This is a genomic window from Terrabacter carboxydivorans, assembly GCF_039532035.1.
Taxonomy (GTDB): Bacteria; Actinomycetota; Actinomycetes; order Actinomycetales; family Dermatophilaceae; genus Terrabacter; species Terrabacter carboxydivorans.
In genome coordinates this window covers 168,867-185,609 of record NZ_BAAARE010000011.1, presented here as the reverse complement: position 1 = coordinate 185,609, position 16,743 = coordinate 168,867, and the positions used below count along the sequence as shown (strand labels likewise).

The 16,743-nt window shown below is 73.4% G+C and carries 17 protein-coding genes; 12 read left to right on the top strand and 5 right to left on the bottom strand.

Annotated features, from left to right (window positions below; all coding sequences use genetic code 11):
- The first annotated feature begins 3 nt into the window (after positions 1-3).
- The 4 genes from ABD297_RS13900 (at position 4) to purE (ending at position 3,557) form a co-directional block, all read left to right on the top strand.
- Positions 4-1,023: a sensor histidine kinase gene (locus ABD297_RS13900; RefSeq protein ID WP_425581171.1), complete on the top strand. Its 1,020-nt coding sequence runs from the start codon at positions 4-6 to the stop codon at positions 1,021-1,023.
- Between the two features lie 99 nt (positions 1,024-1,122).
- Positions 1,123-1,773, top strand: a complete 651-nt coding sequence (locus ABD297_RS13895) for a GtrA family protein (RefSeq protein ID WP_344255547.1) — start codon at positions 1,123-1,125, stop codon at positions 1,771-1,773.
- A gap of 21 nt (positions 1,774-1,794) precedes the next feature.
- Entirely contained in the window at positions 1,795-2,991 is a 1,197-nt protein-coding gene (locus tag ABD297_RS13890) for a 5-(carboxyamino)imidazole ribonucleotide synthase (protein WP_344255546.1), read from the top strand.
- Positions 2,988-3,557, top strand: coding sequence for a 5-(carboxyamino)imidazole ribonucleotide mutase (gene purE, locus ABD297_RS13885; RefSeq protein WP_344255545.1), 570 nt, complete (start codon positions 2,988-2,990; stop codon positions 3,555-3,557). The genes ABD297_RS13890 and purE overlap by 4 nt, the downstream gene beginning before the upstream one ends.
- Positions 3,558-3,611: 54 nt before the next feature.
- Here purE and ABD297_RS13880 read toward each other — a convergent pair whose 3' ends face one another.
- Complete coding sequence (locus tag ABD297_RS13880; RefSeq protein WP_344255544.1) at positions 3,612-4,286, bottom strand: alpha/beta fold hydrolase; 675 nt, start codon at positions 4,284-4,286, stop codon at positions 3,612-3,614.
- A gap of 10 nt (positions 4,287-4,296) precedes the next feature.
- Positions 4,297-4,761, bottom strand: coding sequence for a CoA-binding protein (locus ABD297_RS13875; RefSeq protein WP_344255543.1), 465 nt, complete (start codon positions 4,759-4,761; stop codon positions 4,297-4,299).
- 75 nt (positions 4,762-4,836) lie between these two features.
- On the opposite strand from ABD297_RS13875, the gene ABD297_RS13870 reads away from it, so the two are divergent.
- A complete protein-coding gene (locus ABD297_RS13870; RefSeq protein WP_344255542.1) occupies positions 4,837-5,856 on the top strand; it encodes an LLM class F420-dependent oxidoreductase in 1,020 nt (339 codons plus the stop codon).
- A gap of 106 nt (positions 5,857-5,962) precedes the next feature.
- Here ABD297_RS13870 and ABD297_RS13865 read toward each other — a convergent pair whose 3' ends face one another.
- From ABD297_RS13865 to ABD297_RS13855, 3 genes are read right to left on the bottom strand one after another with little or no spacing between them, the layout of a single operon-like run.
- Positions 5,963-6,763 carry an SDR family oxidoreductase gene (locus ABD297_RS13865; RefSeq protein WP_344255541.1) on the bottom strand — a complete coding sequence of 267 codons (801 nt, stop codon included), beginning with the start codon at positions 6,761-6,763 and terminating at the stop codon, positions 5,963-5,965.
- Positions 6,760-7,545 (bottom strand): acylneuraminate cytidylyltransferase family protein, encoded by a 786-nt coding sequence (locus ABD297_RS13860; RefSeq protein WP_344255539.1) that lies wholly within the window; start codon positions 7,543-7,545, stop codon positions 6,760-6,762. The genes ABD297_RS13865 and ABD297_RS13860 overlap by 4 nt, the downstream gene beginning before the upstream one ends.
- Positions 7,542-8,585 carry a Gfo/Idh/MocA family protein gene (locus tag ABD297_RS13855; protein WP_344255538.1) on the bottom strand — a complete coding sequence of 348 codons (1,044 nt, stop codon included), beginning with the start codon at positions 8,583-8,585 and terminating at the stop codon, positions 7,542-7,544. Before ABD297_RS13855 ends, ABD297_RS13860 begins: the two co-directional genes overlap by 4 nt.
- Positions 8,586-8,663: 78 nt before the next feature.
- Here ABD297_RS13855 and ABD297_RS13850 point away from each other — a divergent pair, with 78 nt between their 5' ends.
- The 7 genes from ABD297_RS13850 (at position 8,664) to ABD297_RS13820 (ending at position 16,737) form a co-directional block, all read left to right on the top strand.
- Positions 8,664-10,100, top strand: a complete 1,437-nt coding sequence (locus tag ABD297_RS13850) for a lipopolysaccharide biosynthesis protein (protein ID WP_344255537.1) — start codon at positions 8,664-8,666, stop codon at positions 10,098-10,100.
- A 66-nt stretch (positions 10,101-10,166) separates the two neighbouring features.
- Positions 10,167-11,585 (top strand): hypothetical protein, encoded by a 1,419-nt coding sequence (locus ABD297_RS13845; RefSeq protein ID WP_344255536.1) that lies wholly within the window; start codon positions 10,167-10,169, stop codon positions 11,583-11,585.
- Positions 11,582-12,247, top strand: coding sequence for an acetyltransferase (locus tag ABD297_RS13840; RefSeq protein WP_344255535.1), 666 nt, complete (start codon positions 11,582-11,584; stop codon positions 12,245-12,247). The genes ABD297_RS13845 and ABD297_RS13840 overlap by 4 nt, the downstream gene beginning before the upstream one ends.
- Positions 12,244-13,302 (top strand): N-acetylneuraminate synthase family protein, encoded by a 1,059-nt coding sequence (locus tag ABD297_RS13835; protein WP_344255534.1) that lies wholly within the window; start codon positions 12,244-12,246, stop codon positions 13,300-13,302. Before ABD297_RS13840 ends, ABD297_RS13835 begins: the two co-directional genes overlap by 4 nt.
- An 8-nt stretch (positions 13,303-13,310) precedes the next feature.
- Positions 13,311-14,534, top strand: a complete 1,224-nt coding sequence (gene neuC, locus ABD297_RS13830) for a UDP-N-acetylglucosamine 2-epimerase (protein WP_344255533.1) — start codon at positions 13,311-13,313, stop codon at positions 14,532-14,534.
- On the top strand, positions 14,531-15,586 hold the full coding sequence (locus ABD297_RS13825) for a nucleotidyltransferase family protein (RefSeq protein WP_344255532.1): 1,056 nt from the start codon (positions 14,531-14,533) through the stop codon (positions 15,584-15,586). Before neuC ends, ABD297_RS13825 begins: the two co-directional genes overlap by 4 nt.
- Positions 15,587-15,759: 173 nt before the next feature.
- The gene (locus tag ABD297_RS13820; RefSeq protein WP_344255531.1) at positions 15,760-16,737 is read left to right on the top strand and encodes a GDP-mannose 4,6-dehydratase; all 978 of its coding nucleotides are present in this window, start codon (positions 15,760-15,762) and stop codon (positions 16,735-16,737) included.
- The last annotated feature ends 6 nt before the right edge of the window (positions 16,738-16,743 follow it).

Below are 16,743 nucleotides of genomic sequence, written 5' to 3'. Positions count from 1 at the left end.
CGGGTGCTCGATCGGATGGCCCTCGTCGCGGCAGTCGTCTGCGCCGGGCTGTTCATCCTGCTCTCGACGGCCCTCGTCGCCTGGGTCGTGACGCAGCGACCGGGCGCGGTCAGCGCCTGGATCGCCTCCGAACCCGCCGTCGGCATCGGCCGCTTCGGCGCCGTCATGCTCGTGATCGGGGTGCTGAGCGGCGGGACCGCCTACCTCGTCACGCAGCGGGAGCGCGCCCACGTCGAGCAGTCCTCGCGCGAGCTCGTCCACCTCGCCAACCGCTTCGCGGCGGGTGAGGCCCGGCTCGTGCCCGTGCACTCCGACATCGACGAGATCGACCACGTGTCGGGTGTCATGAACCGCCGGGCCCACGACATGACGAAGTCGCTGGCTGCCGAGCGCGACTTCGCCGCCGACGCCTCGCACCAGCTGCGCACGCCCCTGACCGCCCTGCTCATGCGGCTCGAGGAGATCTCCGAGACCGACGACGCCGAGGTGGTCAAGGAGGAGGCGACGATCGCCATCGCCCAGGTCGAGCGCCTGACCCGGGTCGTCGACGACCTCCTCGGGCGCACCCGTGGTTCCGGCGGGCCGAGCCCGGCGGTGTCGCTCGACTCCGTCATCGCCGCCCTGCAGCGCGAGTGGCAGCCCGCCTTCGAGCAGGCCCGCCGCTCCGTCCGGGTGCGCGGCGAGCGCGGCCTCTTCGTCAGGTCGACCCCGGTCGCCCTCTCACAGGTGCTCTCGACCCTGCTCGAGAACTCCCTCGTGCACGGCCGTGGGACCGTCGACGTGCACGCCCGCCGCTCGGGTCCCTCCGTCATCGTCGAGGTCAGCGACCAGGGCGACGGAGTGCCCGCGGCCATGGCGCCGCACATCTTCGAGCGCTCGGTCAGCAGCGGCGCCGGCGGCAGCACCGGGCTCGGACTCGCGCTGGCCCGCGACCTCGCCGAGTCCAACGGCGGACGCCTCGACCTCGTCCAGGCCCAACCGGCCCGTTTCGCCCTCTTCCTGTCCGAGGCCGAGACCGACTGATCCCCCAGGTCCCCGCCGTCTGCGGACTGCCGTCGACCTCCCGGACGCCGCCCCGCCGAAGCGGACGAGAGGCCCAGTCCCGCGGGGTAGGGTGCCCGCGTGAGGCGCCTGCATGAGTTCCTGTTCGTGCGCCACCGGCACAACTGGCTGCTGCTGCTCCGGTTCGCGGTGGTGGGCGCCTCGGGCGTGCTCGTCAACCTGCTGACCCTCGTCGTCGTCAAGAAGCTCGGACCCGGTTTCAACGAGGCCATCCTCCCGGTGCCCGGCACCGACTTCAACGTCCGCTGGTACCACGTCTACTCGACGGTGGCGTTCCTCGTGGCCAACCTCTGGAACTTCCAGCTCAACCGCACGTGGACGTTCCGCACGAGCAAGCACGCGCGCTGGTGGCACGAGTACTGGCCGTTCCTGGCCGTGGGCCTGCTCGGCCAGGTCGTCGGGCTCGTGCTGCTGACCCTGCTCATGCACCTCGACTCGCCGATCCACCTCTCGCCCACGGTCTTCGACGACTCGACGGGGTTCCGCACCCGGCTCTACTGGGCCCAGCTCATCGTCATTGCGGTCGTCACCCCCGTGTCGTTCGTGCTCAACAAGCTGTGGACCTTCGCGGCCGTGCGCACGCACCACCCCGACCTCGCCGACCCCAGCCACGTCGAGGCGGTGCTGACCGACGAGGACGAGCAGGCTGCCGCGACGTCGGCGGCGGCGAGCGGTGCCACGGGTCCGGGCCGCCACGACCCCCACGCCTGAGTCCGACTACGCTTGGGCGACGTGACCCAGCCGAAGCGCGCCCCCGGAGGATTTCCCGTCGTCGGTGTCGTGGGAGGCGGACAGCTCGCGCGCATGATGCAGGGCCCCGCCGTCGAGCTGGGGGTCCAGCTGTCGGTGCTCGCCGAGAGTGACACGGCCGCTGCCGCGCTCGTCGTCCCGAGCTCCCCGGTGGGGGAGCACACCGACCTCGACGCCATCCGCGCCTTCGCCGAGCACTGCGACGTCGTCACCTTCGACCACGAGCACGTGCCGCCGGAGATCCTCGAGGCGCTCGAGGCCGACGGGGTCGCCATCCACCCGACGCGGTCGGCGCTGAACTTCGCCCAGGACAAGCTCGCCATGCGCGAGCGGCTCTCCGGTCTCGGCATCGCCTGCCCCCGCTGGGCGCGAGTGACGACGGCCGACGAGGTGACGGCCTTCGGCGACGACGTCGGGTGGCCGATCATCGCCAAGACCCCCCGGGGCGGCTACGACGGCAAGGGTGTCGCGGTCGCGTCCAGCGCCGCCGACCTCGACGAGTGGATCTCGCGCATCGGCGAGCCCGGGCCGCTCGAGGGTGGCCTGCTCCTCGAGGAGAAGGTCGACTTCGTGCGCGAGCTCGCCGTGCTCATCGCCCGCAGCCCGTCGGGGCAGGCCGCAGCGTGGCCGGTCGTCGAGACCGTGCAGACCGACGGCATCTGCACCGAGGTGCTCGCCCCGGCGCCGGAGCTCGACCCCGACCTCGGCTCCGTGGTGACGGAGGCCGCCCTGCGCATCGCCGGCGAGCTCGGCGTCACCGGGGTGCTCGCCGTCGAGATGTTCGAGGTGCGCCCTGGACGCGCCGGCGCTCCTTCCTACGTCGTGAACGAGCTGGCCATGCGCCCGCACAACAGCGGCCACTGGTCGATGGACGGCGCCGTCACCGGCCAGTTCGAGCAGCACCTGCGCGCCGTGCTCGACCTCCCGCTCGGCGACCCGCGGCCCCGGGCGCCGTGGACTGTCATGGCCAACGTGCTCGGCGGCGACTACGAGCACCTCTACCCGGCCTACCGCCACATCATGGCCCGTGACCCGGGCGCCAAGGTGCACGTCTACGGCAAGGGCGTGCGACCGGGGCGCAAGATCGGTCACGTCAACGTCAGCGGGACGGACCTCGCCGACGCGCGCGAGCGCGCGGGACACGCCGCCGACTACCTCCGAGGAGTGATCACCGAATGAGCGAGAGCCCCCGTAGGACCAGCCCGGCAGACCCCGCGGCACCCGCGGCTCCGGTCGTCGGCATCGTCATGGGCAGCGACAGCGACTGGCCCGTCATGCGCGAGGCCGCCCGTGCGCTCGAGGAGTTCGGCATCCCCTACGAGGCCGATGTCGTCTCGGCGCACCGGATGCCCGACGAGATGATCGCCTACGGCCAGGGCGCCGCCGCGCGCGGCCTGCGGGTCGTCATCGCCGGCGCCGGCGGGGCCGCGCACCTGCCCGGCATGCTCGCCTCCGTCACCCCGCTGCCCGTCGTCGGCGTGCCGGTGCCGCTGAAGTACCTCGACGGCATGGACTCGCTGCTCTCCATCGTCCAGATGCCTGCCGGGGTGCCCGTCGCGACGGTCTCCATCGGCGGCGCCCGCAACGCGGGCCTGCTGGCCGCCCGCATCGTCGGCACCGGCAGCGACGAGCTCGCTGCCGACGTGCGCGAGCAGATGGTCACCTTCCAGGCGGACCTGCGCGACCAGGCGCACGCCAAGGGCGCGGCCCTGCGCGACCAGGTCGCGCGCGGGCTCTCCGACTGAGCCGCACGTCCCCGGCCGCCGAGGCGCGGGACGGGAGCGACGGCATACGCCCCCTCAGTCGGGCGAGGCGAGGAAGCCGCGCACGGCCGCGGTGAAGGCGGCCGGCCGGCGCTCGTGGACGAGGTGGCCGGCGTCGATGCGCACGAGCCTGCCGTCGGCGACCGTCCGGGCCATCTCGGCGACGTGCTCCGGCGGCATCGGGCTGTCCGGACCGCCCCAGACCACGAGCGTCGCGGCGCCGACGGAGGCGACGACGTCGGGCCAGCCGGGGTCGGGATCGTCGATCTGCGCCCGCACCTGCAGCACGGCGTCCCAGTCGAACTCGAGGTCGCCGTCGGGCCTGGTCGGTGGCCGCGGCTCCCGGGGATGGGGCACCGGCACGTCCTCGACCACGAGACGGCGCACGAGGTCCGGCCGGCGGCTCGCGAGCAGGCACGCCACGAGACCGCCGAGGGAGTGCGCCACGACGTCCGCAGGTCTGCCGTGCTCCGCCGCCAGGGTCGCGGCCACGGCCTCGAGGTCGTCGGCCAGCTCGGTCAGGGCGTAGCTGCCCGTCCACGGGCTGGCCCCGTGCCCACGCAGGTCGACGGCGACGACGAGCCGGTCTCTGGCCAGGTCGCCGGCCACCCGCGTCCAGTCCGCAGACGTCTCGCCGGTCGCGTGGACGAGCAGGACGGGCGGGAGCGCACCGGGCGCGCCCCAGCGCCGCGTCGCCAGCGCGACCGCCACCACGTCGGCGTCAGTCGGTCACGGCGCGCGCGCCGTCGCCGGGCTGGATGCGGGGGTACTCGATCTTGGGACACGTGTCCATGACGACCGCCAGCCCGGCCGCCTCGGCCCGTGCGGCGGCGTCCTCGTCGATGACCCCGAGCTGCAGCCAGAGGGCCTCGATGCCGAGACGGTCGCGCTCGGCGATCGCCTCGTCGACGACGGCCCCGACGCGCTGGCTGTTGACGAAGCAGTCGACCACCTTGACGACGGTGCCGTCCGGGATGTCGGACAGCGACGCGTAGCCCTGGGCTCCGTGCACGGTGGCCGCACTCGGGTGCACGGGGACGAGCCGTATGCCGAGCTCGCGCTGGAGCCACAGGGCCACCCGGTAGGCCGTGCGGTCGGGGTTGTCTCCGAGACCCACCACGGCCCAGGCCGCCGGCGTGTGCAGCAGGTCGCGGATCACGTCGGGGTCGTTGTGCTGCGGGCTCATCCGGCCATCTTCACACGGACGGTGCGCCCGGTCGCGCCCCTGCCGCCGTCCAGTGGGCCGTGGTTGGATGGCGACATGCGATTCGGAATGTTCGTTCCCCAGGGCTGGCGGATGGATCTCGTCGGCATCGAGCCGGCCCAGCAGTGGGAAGCCATGGTCAACCTCGCCAAGCACGCCGACGACGGAGACGTCTTCGACTCGATCTGGGTCTACGACCACTTCCACACGGTGCCGCAGCCCTCGGGCGAGGCGACGCACGAGGCGTGGTCGCTCATGGCCGGCTTCGGCGCCGCCACGAGCCGGGTGCGTCTCGGCCAGATGTGCACCTGCATGGCCTACCGCAACCCCGCCTACCTCGCGAAGGTGGCCGCCACGGTCGACGTCATCTCCGGCGGCCGCACCGAGATGGGCATCGGGGCCGGCTGGTACGAGCACGAGTGGCGTGCCTACGGCTACGGCTTCCCCAAGGCGGGCGACCGTCTCGGGGAACTCCGCGAGGGCGTGCAGGTCTTCCGCGACATGTGGACCAAGGGTGAGGCCACGCTGGACGGGAAGTACTACCAGGTCGACGGCGCCATCTGCGCCCCGCGCCCGCTCCAGGGCACGAGCCACCCGGGCAGCGCCCTCAACGGCATCCCGATGTGGATCGCCGGCGGCGGTGAGAAGGTGACGCTGAAGATCGCGGCGCAGTACGCCGACTACACCAACTTCGACGGCACCGCCGAGGGCTTCGACCACAAGAGCGAGATCCTCAAGGGCCACTGCGACGACCTCGGCCGCGACTTCGGCGAGATCGTCCGCTCGGCCAACTACAACGTCGTCATCGGCGAGACCGACGCCGACGTCGAGGACCGCCTGCAGTTCTACGGCGAGCTGCTGCGCAAGGGTGGCGTCGCCGACGACAAGGCGGCCGGCGCCGTCGAGGACCTGCGCAAGCAGCCCGCGGTCGGCACCCCCGACAAGATCGTCGCGACGCTCAAGGACATGGAGGCGCGTGGCATGACGTATGCCATCACCTACTTCGCCGAGGCCGCCTACGACCGCTCGGGGATCGAGCTCTTCGAGCAGACCGTGGCCCCGGAGCTCAAGGCCTGATCACAGCCCGACCCGGCCGAGAGCCCGGACCGTTCGAGGTGATGCCGGTGCCCACGTGGGTGCCGGCATCACCTCGACCCGGGGGTGTGGTCGGGGGTGTGGTTGGCTACCAGGCGGTCCAGCCGCCGTCGACGGCGACGACCTGGCCGGTGACGTAGGCGGAGGCGTCGGACGCTAGCCACGTGACGACGCCTCGGAAGTCGTCCTCCGTGCCCATCCGGGCCAGCGGGGTGAGCCGCTCGTAGCGCTCGACGAACGCCTCGTCCTGCCCGCGGGCGATGCCGCCGGGGGCGAAGGCGTTGACCCGCACCTCGGGAGCCAGCACGGTCGAGAGGTAGCGGGTCAGCTGCGCGATGCCGCCCTTGCTCGCCGCGTAGGCCGCCGGGTTGCCCATCCGGGTGCCCTCGTAGAGGCCCATGTTGGGCCCGACGAGGCCGTAGATGCTCGAGACGTTGACGACGCTGCCGTGGCCGCCGGTCCGCAGCAGCGGGGCGAGGCGGCGCGTCAAGGAGAAGGGCGCGGTGAGGTTGAGGGCCAGCGCCATCGCGAAGGCGTCGTCGGTCTGCTCCTCGAAGGGCACGGCATACCCCGGCACCCCCGACGTGCCGGTGAAGGCGGCGTTGTTGACGAGGACGTCGCACGCGCCGAGGGCGGTGACCTCGTCGACCACATGCGAGATCCCTTGCGGTTCAAGCAGGTTGGCGCCAAGAGCGACGTGTCCCGACCCAGGCAGCGCATCGGCTGCAGCGGCGCAGGCGGCCTCGTCGAGGTCGACGACGACGACCCTCGCACCGGCCGTGGCCAGGGCGTCGCCGAGCACCCGGCCGAGCGGGCCGGCCCCGCCGGTGACGACCGCGGTGCGTCCGGCGAGGTCGGTCGAGTGGCCCGCGGGCGAGGGGGCGGTCATGGGCGGTCCTCCGTGGGGGCGACGGGCTGGGTGGCGTCGAGCCAGGGGAGGGCGATGAGCCCGGCGCCGATGAGCGCCTCGATGAGCCGGAACTCGTACTCGTCGTCGATCGAGAAGGCCTGCGCCTCGGGGATCTCGAGGCCCTCGTGGGTGCCCTCGTCGAACCACGAGCTCTCGAGACGGCGGACGAAGTCGGCGCGCCACAGGTAGAAGTTGCCGTTGATACGGAGGAAGCGGCCGACGTCCTGGCGCCGGGTCACGCCCGTGCCCGCCTCGAAGAAGCGCGACAGGGCCCCGTCACGGGACTCGTCGGGGCGCACCCCCACCCACACCGGGTTGAAGGTGGGCTCGCTGACGCTGATGACGCCGTCGAGCGCCGGCGTCGCGGCGAGGCGACGCACGGCCTCGGCGAGCTGGGAGGGCACCCGGGCGGGACTCGTCGGGTCGAGCAGGAGCACCGCGTCGTAGGGGCGGCCCTCGTCCCGCTCGACCCACTCGAGCGCGTGGCGCACGACCGGGGCCATGGGGGTGTCGTCGGACGCGAGCTCGGGCGGTCGCAGGAACGGCGCCTCGCCTCCGTGGGCGCGCACCACGGCGGCGATCTCGGCCGAGTCCGTCGTCACGACGCAACGGGTGACCTCGGCGGTGAGCCCCGCGGCGCGGATGCTGTGGGCGATCAGGGGCAGGCCCCACATCGCACGGATGTTCTTGCCGGGCAGGCCCTTCGAGCCGCCCCTGGCCGGGATGACCGCCAGGACGCGTGGCGATGTCTGGTCGGTCACGGGCGGTCCTCGGGGTGGGGGTGGGCGGTCCTGCGCGCGCCCATGGCGCGGGCCTCGTCGCAGAGGCGGACGGCGTCGATGCCGTCCGCGAGGGTGGCAGGCGCGCCGCGGGCGATGCGCTCGTCCACGGGGTCGGTGGGCCGCAAGGTCAGGGCGGCCCGGGCCTGCGCGCCCATGACGATGTCGCGGTCGAGGTCGTGGTCGAAGACCTGCTCGGTGACCTCGCCCTCGGGCGTCGTGTGCCGGACCCTGGCCCCGGCGACGTCCCACTCGAGCACGCCGTCGGGGGAGTGGACGACGACGCCGCGGGTCGCCGGCCGGGTGATGTAGTCGAGCCGCGCGGTGACGTCGAACCCGTCGGCCGACGCCCAGACGAGCGTGGCTGCCTGCTCTGCCTCGATGTCGAGGGGACCGCCGGTCGCGATGGCCGCCCCGAGCAGAACGGCTCGGCCGAACAGGACCGTGGCGTAGTCGATCTCGTGGACGAGGTCTCGCAGGACTCCGCCCTCGGCAGGACGCACGGAGTAGGACTCGCGGTAGTCCCGGTCGGGGCGCCAGTCGGGCAGCCACGACTGCGACCAGACGTGCGCCGACCCGCCGCGGTCCAGGCGGCCGACGAGCCGGCGCAGGTGACGGAAGGCCTCGTGGGCGCGCAGCGGGGCGGCGACCCAGACGTCCAGGTGCCGGGGGTGCTCGTGGAGTGCGTGCGCCTCCTGTGCGCTCGAGGCCACCGGCTTCTCGACGAGCACCTTCTCGGCCCCCGCGTCGAGGGCCTCGATGGCATCCGCGACGTGCCGCGCCGTGTCGGTGGCGACGACGACGAACGCGTCGCGCAGGGCGGCCGGTCCGGTCGAGTCGTCGAGCAGGTGCGCGCCGGTCGCCTCGTCGAGGTCAGGCGCGTCGCCACCGAGCCCACGGTCGCGGACGGGCCACAACCAGACGTCGGCGCCCTCCTGCCGGAAGACGCGCGCGTGCCGCTGCCCGATCGAGCCGGAGCCGCGGACGACCACGCGCAGGGCGGGGGAGGGCAGGCTGGACACCCCTGCAGGCTAGAGGACACGAGGACCGGCCGCGCACGCCGACGGGCCTGCTCCGCGCGCACCGGTACCTTCGAGCCTGTGACGAGCACGCCCGAAGGCACCGCGCCCCCCGCCGACCGCACCGGCGGCTCGCTCGGCGCCCACTCGGTCATCTACCTCGTCGGCACGGCGCTGCAGGGCCTCGGCGTGCTGCTCGTGCTGCCCTTCGCGACCCGCGTGCTCGGCGCCGTCGAGTTCGGGCGCGTGGCAACGGGCCTCGTCGTCGTGCAGATGGTCGGCACCATCGCGGCCGCGGGCCTGCCGCAGGTCGTGCTGCGCGAGCACCACCGCGGCGAGGAGGGCCCCCGGGTCGCGCGCGCCCTCGCCGGCACCATGGTGCTGCTCGCCCTCGCGCTCGGCGTCGTCGGCCTCGCCCTGGCGCTCGTCCTGTCCGCCACCGGTCACGCCGACCTCGGCCAGTGGGTGCTGCTCGTCGTCGCGGCCGTGGCGCTGACGACGGTCGTCGCGGGCCAGACCCTGATGCGGGCCCGCCTGCAGCCGTGGGGGTTCCTCGCCCTCGCGGTCCTCGCGACCGTCGGCGCCCAGCTCGCAGGACTGCTCGCGGCGCGAAGCGAGCCCACCTCGGGGAGGTACCTCACGGCATACGCAGCCGTCGTCGTCGTGGCGGCCGTCGTGGCGCTCGTGCTCGGGCGCCCGCTGCCGCCCACCGTGGAGCGCGAGCGCGTCCGGGCCGGGATCCGGCTGGCCGCCCCGCTGCTGCCGCAGGCCGCCGCGATGCTCGGGCTGCTCTCGGGAGACGTCCTGCTCGCGCGGGTCCTCGTGGGGGAGTCGGGAGCCGGTCGCTACCAGGTTGCTCTCCAGCTCGGGAACATGCCGTTCGTCCTCGCGGTGGCGCTCTTCAACGCCTGGGGGCCGCTCGTGCTGTCGCACCCGATCGGGTCCCGTTGGGCGTGGACGGCGCGCACCGGCACCGCCCTGACCACCGTCGTCGCCGCGGGCGCGGCAGGCGTGGCGCTGCTCGGACCGTGGCTCGTCGCCGTGATGGCCGACCACCGGTTCGACCACGTCTCGATGGTCGGCGCGCTGGGGGTCATCTGCACCGTGTCGGTGTCGTACATGCTCTACCAGGGCTCCTCGCTCGCCGTCCTCGACGCCGAGCGCACCGGTCGCCTCGCGTGGGCGGCGCTCGCGGCGCTCGCGGTCCTCGTCGTCCTCGCGCTGTGGCTCGCCCCGGGAACGGGTGCCACCGGCGGCATCGTCGGCATCGCGATCGCCAAGGCCGTCGGCTACGTCGTGCTCATGGCGCTGACGACGTGGTTCGCGCGCACCCACTCCGCGCTGCGCTGGCCACCCCGGGTCGTCCTCGTGTCGGCGGCCGGCGTCGCGCTCGCCCTGGCCGGTGCCGTGCTCCCGCTCACCGGGGCCGCCGCGTGGGCGCGGCTCCTGCTCGCCCTCCTCGTCGCGGGTGGTGCCGCGGCGGTCGCGCCGCGGATCGTGCGCACGCTGCGCGGATAGGATGGGGCGCTCACCCGGCCCGCCTCGCGCCGGCACGCACCGACACGCAGGAGAGACGCTTTCGTGGTGACACCGCTCGTCCACATGGGGTTGGGCTACGACGACCTCCTCGTCCCCGCCCTCGTGCACGCCGGCTTCGAGACCAAGGACCTCGTCCTCGTCGTGCGCACCGACGCCAACCTCGCGTGGGTGCGCAAGCACGCGCCGCGGGCCACGACCGTCCGGCTGCCGTATGCCGCAGCGCGCAAGGCCAACGTCGTCAGCGGCCTCGCGCCGCACGCGGCTCTCAAGCGGGCCTGCGCGGGCGTGGGTCTCGACCCCCTCGACCTGCTCGTGTCGGAGCGGGCGCTGCGCCGCAACCGCGTCGACACGGCGATGAACTTCCTCAACCTCGCCGCCGAGGAGCTCGAGGCGGCCATCGAGGGCCGCGGGCCCGTGCTTGCCCTCGTCGAGTTCACCGTCACCTCCGAGCTGCTGACGGCCGGTCTCGTCACCCACCACGGTGGCCTGGCGACCTGGCCACGCGGCATACGCCTCCCTTCCGACCGCTTCGGCCTCATCGGGGCGCCCAAGGGAATCACCTTGTGGGAGAGGCAGGTCGAGGACGAGTCTGCCGTTGCCGCCGGTCAGGCGTTCATCGACACCTGGCGGGCCGAGCACGGCCGTCCGATGGGCTTCGCCCGCAACCTCAAGGTCGAGACGGGCCAGGAGATCTGGCGGCTCGCGAGCGACCGCATCAAGGAGTTCGCGGTCGACCGCGGCGCCAACCTGCAGCTGCCGCGCCCGTCCGACTACGCCCGGCTGCCGTGGCTCAACCCCGTCAAGGCACGGCTCAACCTGCGCGAGTACAGCGACCGCCGCTGGGACCCGGTGCCCGAGAAGTTCGTCTTCCTGCCGCTGCAGGTCCAGCCCGAGTCGAGCGCCGACGTCATGGGCCAGGAGTGGCGCGACCAGGCCTACACCGCGCGCGTCCTCGCCGATGCCCTCGCGCCGCTCGACATCGGCGTGGCCGTCAAGGAGCACGCGCACTTCATGTGGCGCCGCGACCCCGACTACTGGCCGCAGTTCGACGCCCACCCCAACATCGCCTCGATCGACCCCTTCGCCGACTCTCGCGAGCTGATGAAGCAGGCCGTCTTCACCGTGACGGCGACAGGCACCGTCGGCCTCGAGGCCGGGCTGCTCGGGCTGCCCGTCGTCACGGGCGCCGACATGCCGTGGAGCGGCCTCGGCAACGTCGCGCGGCTCGCCTCGCCCGACGACCTCACGCAGTTCGTCGCCGACCGGGGCTGGGAGTCGCTGAAGGCCGACCGGGCCTCGATCGACGAGTGGTTCGTCCACGACTACGTGCGCAACTCCTGGGAGGGCCTCGTGCTCGACCCGCCCCGGGTGCCGGCCGTGCTCGAGCCCGACAACATCCGCAAGGTCGGCGGGGCGCTCGCCGAGGCGGCGGCCTCCCTCGGCCACCGGGGCGGCTCGGCGTGACCGCCGCCGGCTGGGTGGTCCTCGGCGCGGGCGGCCACGCCCGCTCGGTCGTCGACGTCCTCGAGCGGGCCGGACACGCCGTCGTCGCGGTGTCGGGTGACGCACCCGAAGGCGAGCCCTGGCACCTCGACGTCCTCGCCGACGACCGGGCGGCCTTCGAGCTCATCTCGGCGCAGGGGCTGCGCGCCGCCGTCGCGATCGGGTCCAACGCCGCGCGCACACGCCTCGTCCGCGAGCTCGTGGCGCGCGGGCTGTCCGCGCCGCCCGTCGTCGCCGCGACCGCCACGGTCGCTCCCCGCAGCATCCTCGGCGACGGGGTCGTCGTCCTCGAGCACGCCCACGTCGGTCCGGCGAGCCGCCTCGGGGACGCCGTGGTCGTCAACACCTCGGCCGTCGTCGAGCACGACTGCAGCGTCGGCGTCGGAGTCCACGTCGCTCCCGGCGCGGTCCTGCTCGGCGGCGCCTCGGTCGGGGACGGGACGCTCGTCGGCAGCGGCGCCCGCGTATTGCCCATGGTGAGCGTCGGTGCCGGTGTCACGGTCGGGGCCGGAGCCGTCGTCACCCGGCACGTCGCCGACGGCGAGACCGTCGTCGGAGCCCCTGCGCACACCCCCGCCGCCCGTGACACCCGAGACACCCGCCCACCTGGAGGCAGACCATGAGCGACCACCTGAACGCCGTCTCGGCGGTCGCCATCGGCGACCGGCAGGTGCCCACGCCCGGTGACGTCTACGTCATCGCCGAGGCAGGCGTCAACCACAACGGCGACCTCGCGCTCGCCCACCGGCTCGTCGACATCGCAGCCGCATCGGGCGCCGATGCCGTGAAGTTCCAAACCTTCTCGCCCGAGAAGCTCGTGTCGTCCGCGGCCGCGACCACCCCCTACCAGCGCGACCGCGGCGGCAGCTCGGACCAGCGCAGCCTGCTCGAGGCGCTCACCCTGCCGAAGGAGGCGTGGGTCGAGCTGCGTGACCACGCCACCGAGGCGGGCACGACGTTCCTCTCGACGCCCTTCGACCTCGACAGCGCCGAGATGCTCGTCGACCTCGGCCTGCCGGCGCTCAAGGTGAGCTCCGGCGAGCTGACCAACCTGCCCTACCTGCGCGAGATGTCCCGGCTCGGCGTCGTCCTGCTCGTCTCGACCGGCATGGGCACCGAGGACGAGGTCGAGGCCGCGGTCGAGGCCTGCGCCGACGCTCCCGGGCTCGTGCTCTTCCACTGCGTCTCGGCCTACCCGGCGCCCGTCGAGGAGTGCAACCTCCGCGTCATCCCGCGACTGACCGAGCTGCACGGCATCCCGGTGGGGTGGTCGGACCACACCCCGGGCCTGACGACGGCCCTGGGAGCCGTGGCCCTCGGCGCCCCGATCCTCGAGAAGCACTTCACGAGCGACCGCACGCTGCCCGGGCCAGACCACCTGGCGAGCCTCGAGCCCGACGCGCTGGCCGACTACGTCACGGCGACGAAGCAGCTCGCGGTCGCGCTCGGTGACGGCGTCAAGGTCCGCATGCCGTCGGAGGAGGAGAACGCCGTCCTCGTCCGCCGCTCCTGGCACGCCGCGCGAGCCCTGCCGGCGGGCACCGAGCTGGCCGGCACCGACCTGCAGCTGCTCCGGCCCGAGGGCGGCATCAGCCCGGCCGTCGACATCCGTGGACGCGTGCTCGCCCGAGACGTCGAGGCCGGTGCGCCGGTCACCGACGCCGACCTGGCGGGCTGACCCGCCGGATGCCGACCCACCTCACCGCCGCCGTCTTCGTCGGCACCCGTGCCGACCTCGGCCCGCTCTCGCCCGTCCTCGAGGCGCTCCAGGCGGCCGACGACGTGAGCCTCCGCGTCCTGACGGGGGTCATGTATGCCGCCCCCGACCTCGTCGCGGCGCTGCCCACGAGCGTCCCCGAGGAGGTCTGGCGGGAGGTCGTCGTCCCCCTCGCCGAGCCGATGGGCGAGATGACGGTCGGGGCCCAGCTCGAGCAGGGTGGCCTGCTGGCGCGCGCGGTCGGGGAGGCCCTGACCGCGCACGACGTCGACGTCCTCGTGGTGCTCGGTGACCGGTGGGAGCTGCTCTACGTCGTGCCGCCCGCCGTCCTGCTCGGCGTCCCGGTCGTGCACCTGCACGGTGGGGAGGTCACCGAGGGCGCGCTCGACGAGCGGGTCCGTCACGCCGTCACCAAGCTTGCCGACCAGCACTGCGTGGCCTCCGAGGACGCCGCCGCACGGGTGCGGCAGCTGGGGGAGCCGGCCGACCGCGTCCACGTGACGGGGGCCCCCGGCCTCGATCGGCTCGCCGGAGCGGTCCCGATGACGGACCTCGAGCTCGCCGACCTGCTCGGCGTCGAGAGGATCGAGCGACCCCTCGCCCTGTTCACCTACCACCCGCCGACCGCACAGCCGGGCGTCCCCGTCGGCGACTGGGCTCGCGAGGCGGCGCAGGCTGCCCTGGCGACCTGCGGCACGGTCGTGGCCACCCATCCGGGGATGGACGAGGGCCGCGACGAGATCCTCGCGGCACTGACCGCCCTCGCCGCCGACGACCCATGCCTCGTGCTCGTCGCGGCGCTCGGCCGCGACTACCCGCGCGTGCTCGCCAGCGCCGACGTCGTCGTCGGCAACTCCAGCTCCGGCGTCATCGAGGCCGCGACCCTGCACGTGGCCGCCGTCGACATCGGCGAGCGGCAGCGGGGACGTCTCCGCGGCGACAACGTCCTGCACGCCGACGAGGGACGGCACGCCGTCGAGGATGCCCTGCGCACCGCACTGAGGCCGGTGTGGCGCCGGCGCTCGGCGGAGGTCGCCAACCCGTACGGCACGGGTGGGGCCAGCGCTGCCATCCTCGATATCGTTCGGGAGGCGGCGCTCGTGCCACGGGTCAAGCCCTTCGTGGACCAGCGCCCGGCCCCGGCCAGCGCCCCCACCGGGCGCCCCCGGACGAGCGAGGAGGAGGAGGAGTGACGGCGCGAGACCTGGCCGCGGCGTGCGCGCCGACATCGGCGACGATCCGTGACGCGTTGGAGGTCGTGGACCGCAGCGGCAACCTCGTGTGCCTGCTCGTCGACGGCGACGGACGGCTCGCGGGCCTGTTGACCGACGGTGACCTGCGTCGGGCGTTCCTGAAGGGCACGAGCCTGGACGACCTGGCCCTGGACCACGCGACGCGCAGCCCGCACTTCGTGGCGGCGGGGTCGCCGCGGGCGCTCGTGCTGGACGTCATGCAGGCGTTGCGGCTCTCGGCAGTGCCGGAGCTGGCCGAGGACCGCACGCTCGTGGGGCTGCACACCTTGTCGGACGTCGTGGGCTCGCCGCCGTTGGCGAACGTCGCGGTCGTCATGGCCGGCGGTCGCGGCACGCGCCTGGGTGAGCTGACAAGGGACACGCCGAAGCCGTTGATGACGGTCGCGGGCCGCTCGATCCTGGAGTGGATCGTGCTGGGCCTGGTCGGTGACGGCATCCGGGAGATCTACGTCAGCGTCAACTACCTCGCGGAGCAGATCGAGAGCCACCTCGGTGACGGTTCGCGGCTGGGGTGCCGGGTGCGTTACCTGCGGGAGGACCCGGAGCATCCGTTGGGGACGGCGGGCTCGTTGACGTTGCTGGCGCAGCAGCGGCCGGACCTGCAGGACGCGGTGCTGGTGATGAACGGTGACCTGATGGTCGAGTTCGACGCAAGCGACCTGCTCGAGGCGCACCGGCGCACGGGTGCGGTGGTGACGATGGCGACGCGGACCTACCAGCACGAGGTGCCGTTCGGGGTGGTGGAGAGCGTGGACGGGCGCGTGACGGGGGTCTCGGAGAAGCCGACGTTGAGCTTCGACATCAACGCGGCGGTGTATGCCGTGTCGCCGCGGGCGCTGGCGTGGTTGCCGGTGGGTCGGGCGAGCACGATGCCGGGGCTGGTCGAGACGTGCCTGGAGCGGGGTGAGCCGGTGACGGCGTGGCCGATCCAGAGCGACTGGATCGATGTCGGCACCCCGAAGGACCTCGCCCGCGCCAAGGGCGAGGGCTGACCGAGGGCCACAGGGCTTCACGACCAATGACGAACCACGACGAAAAGGCAGCTGTGACAACAGAACTCACGCCCGCACCCACGCCGGCACCCACGCCGGCACCCACGGAGGCACTCACGCCGGCGCTCACGCCGGGGCCGATGGCTGGGTCGATCGCCGGCAGGACGGTCCTCGTGACGGGTTCGGACGGTTTCATCGGCTCCCACGTGGTCGAGCGGCTGCTGGCCGACGGGGCGCACGTGCGGGCGTTCTGCCTCTACAACTCCAACGGCTCCACGGGGTGGCTCGAGGAGTCCGAGGCGTTCAAGGCTGCCGTGCGCGAGGGTCAGGCGGAGGTCGTCCTGGGCGACATCCGCGACCCCGAGCACGTGATGGCGAGCACGGAGGGCGTCGAGGTGGTGCTGCACCTCGCGGCGCTCATCGCGATCCCGTTCTCCTACGTGGCTCCCCGCTCCTACGTCGAGACCAACGTCATCGGCACCCTCAACGTGCTGGAGGCGGTGCGGCGGCACGGCACGCCGCGGATGGTCAACACCTCCACGTCCGAGGTCTACGGCACGCCCGAGTCGGTGCCGATCACCGAGGCGCACCCGCTGCGGGGCCAGTCGCCCTACTCGGCGACGAAGATCTCGGCCGACAAGATGTGCGAGTCCTACGCGTTGTCCTTCGAGACGCCGGTGACGACGCTGCGCCCGTTCAACACCTTCGGTCCGCGCCAGTCGACGCGCGCGGTCATCCCGACGGTGCTCTCCCAGCTGCTCGCGGGTGCCTCCGAGCTGCGGCTGGGCGACCTGTCGCCCAAACGGGACTTCACCTTCGTCACCGACACCGCGGACGGGTTCGTGCGGGCCGCGCTGGCCGACGTCGAGCCGGGCGCGACGATCCAGCTCGGCACCGGGCGCACCGTTTCGGTGGGTGACGTCGTGCAGCTGTGCCGCAAGGTCACCGGCAGCGACGCGCAGATCGTCACCGAGAGCGACCGGATCCGCCCCGAGGGCTCGGAGGTGCAGATCCTGCTGTCGGACCCCTCCCGCGCCAACGAGGTCCTCGGCTGGGCGCCGACGGTGTCGCTCGAGGACGGCCTCGCGGCGACGGCCGAGTGGCTGCGCCCCCGGGTCGACCCCGAGACCGCCGGGCGGTACCACCGGTGACCGCCG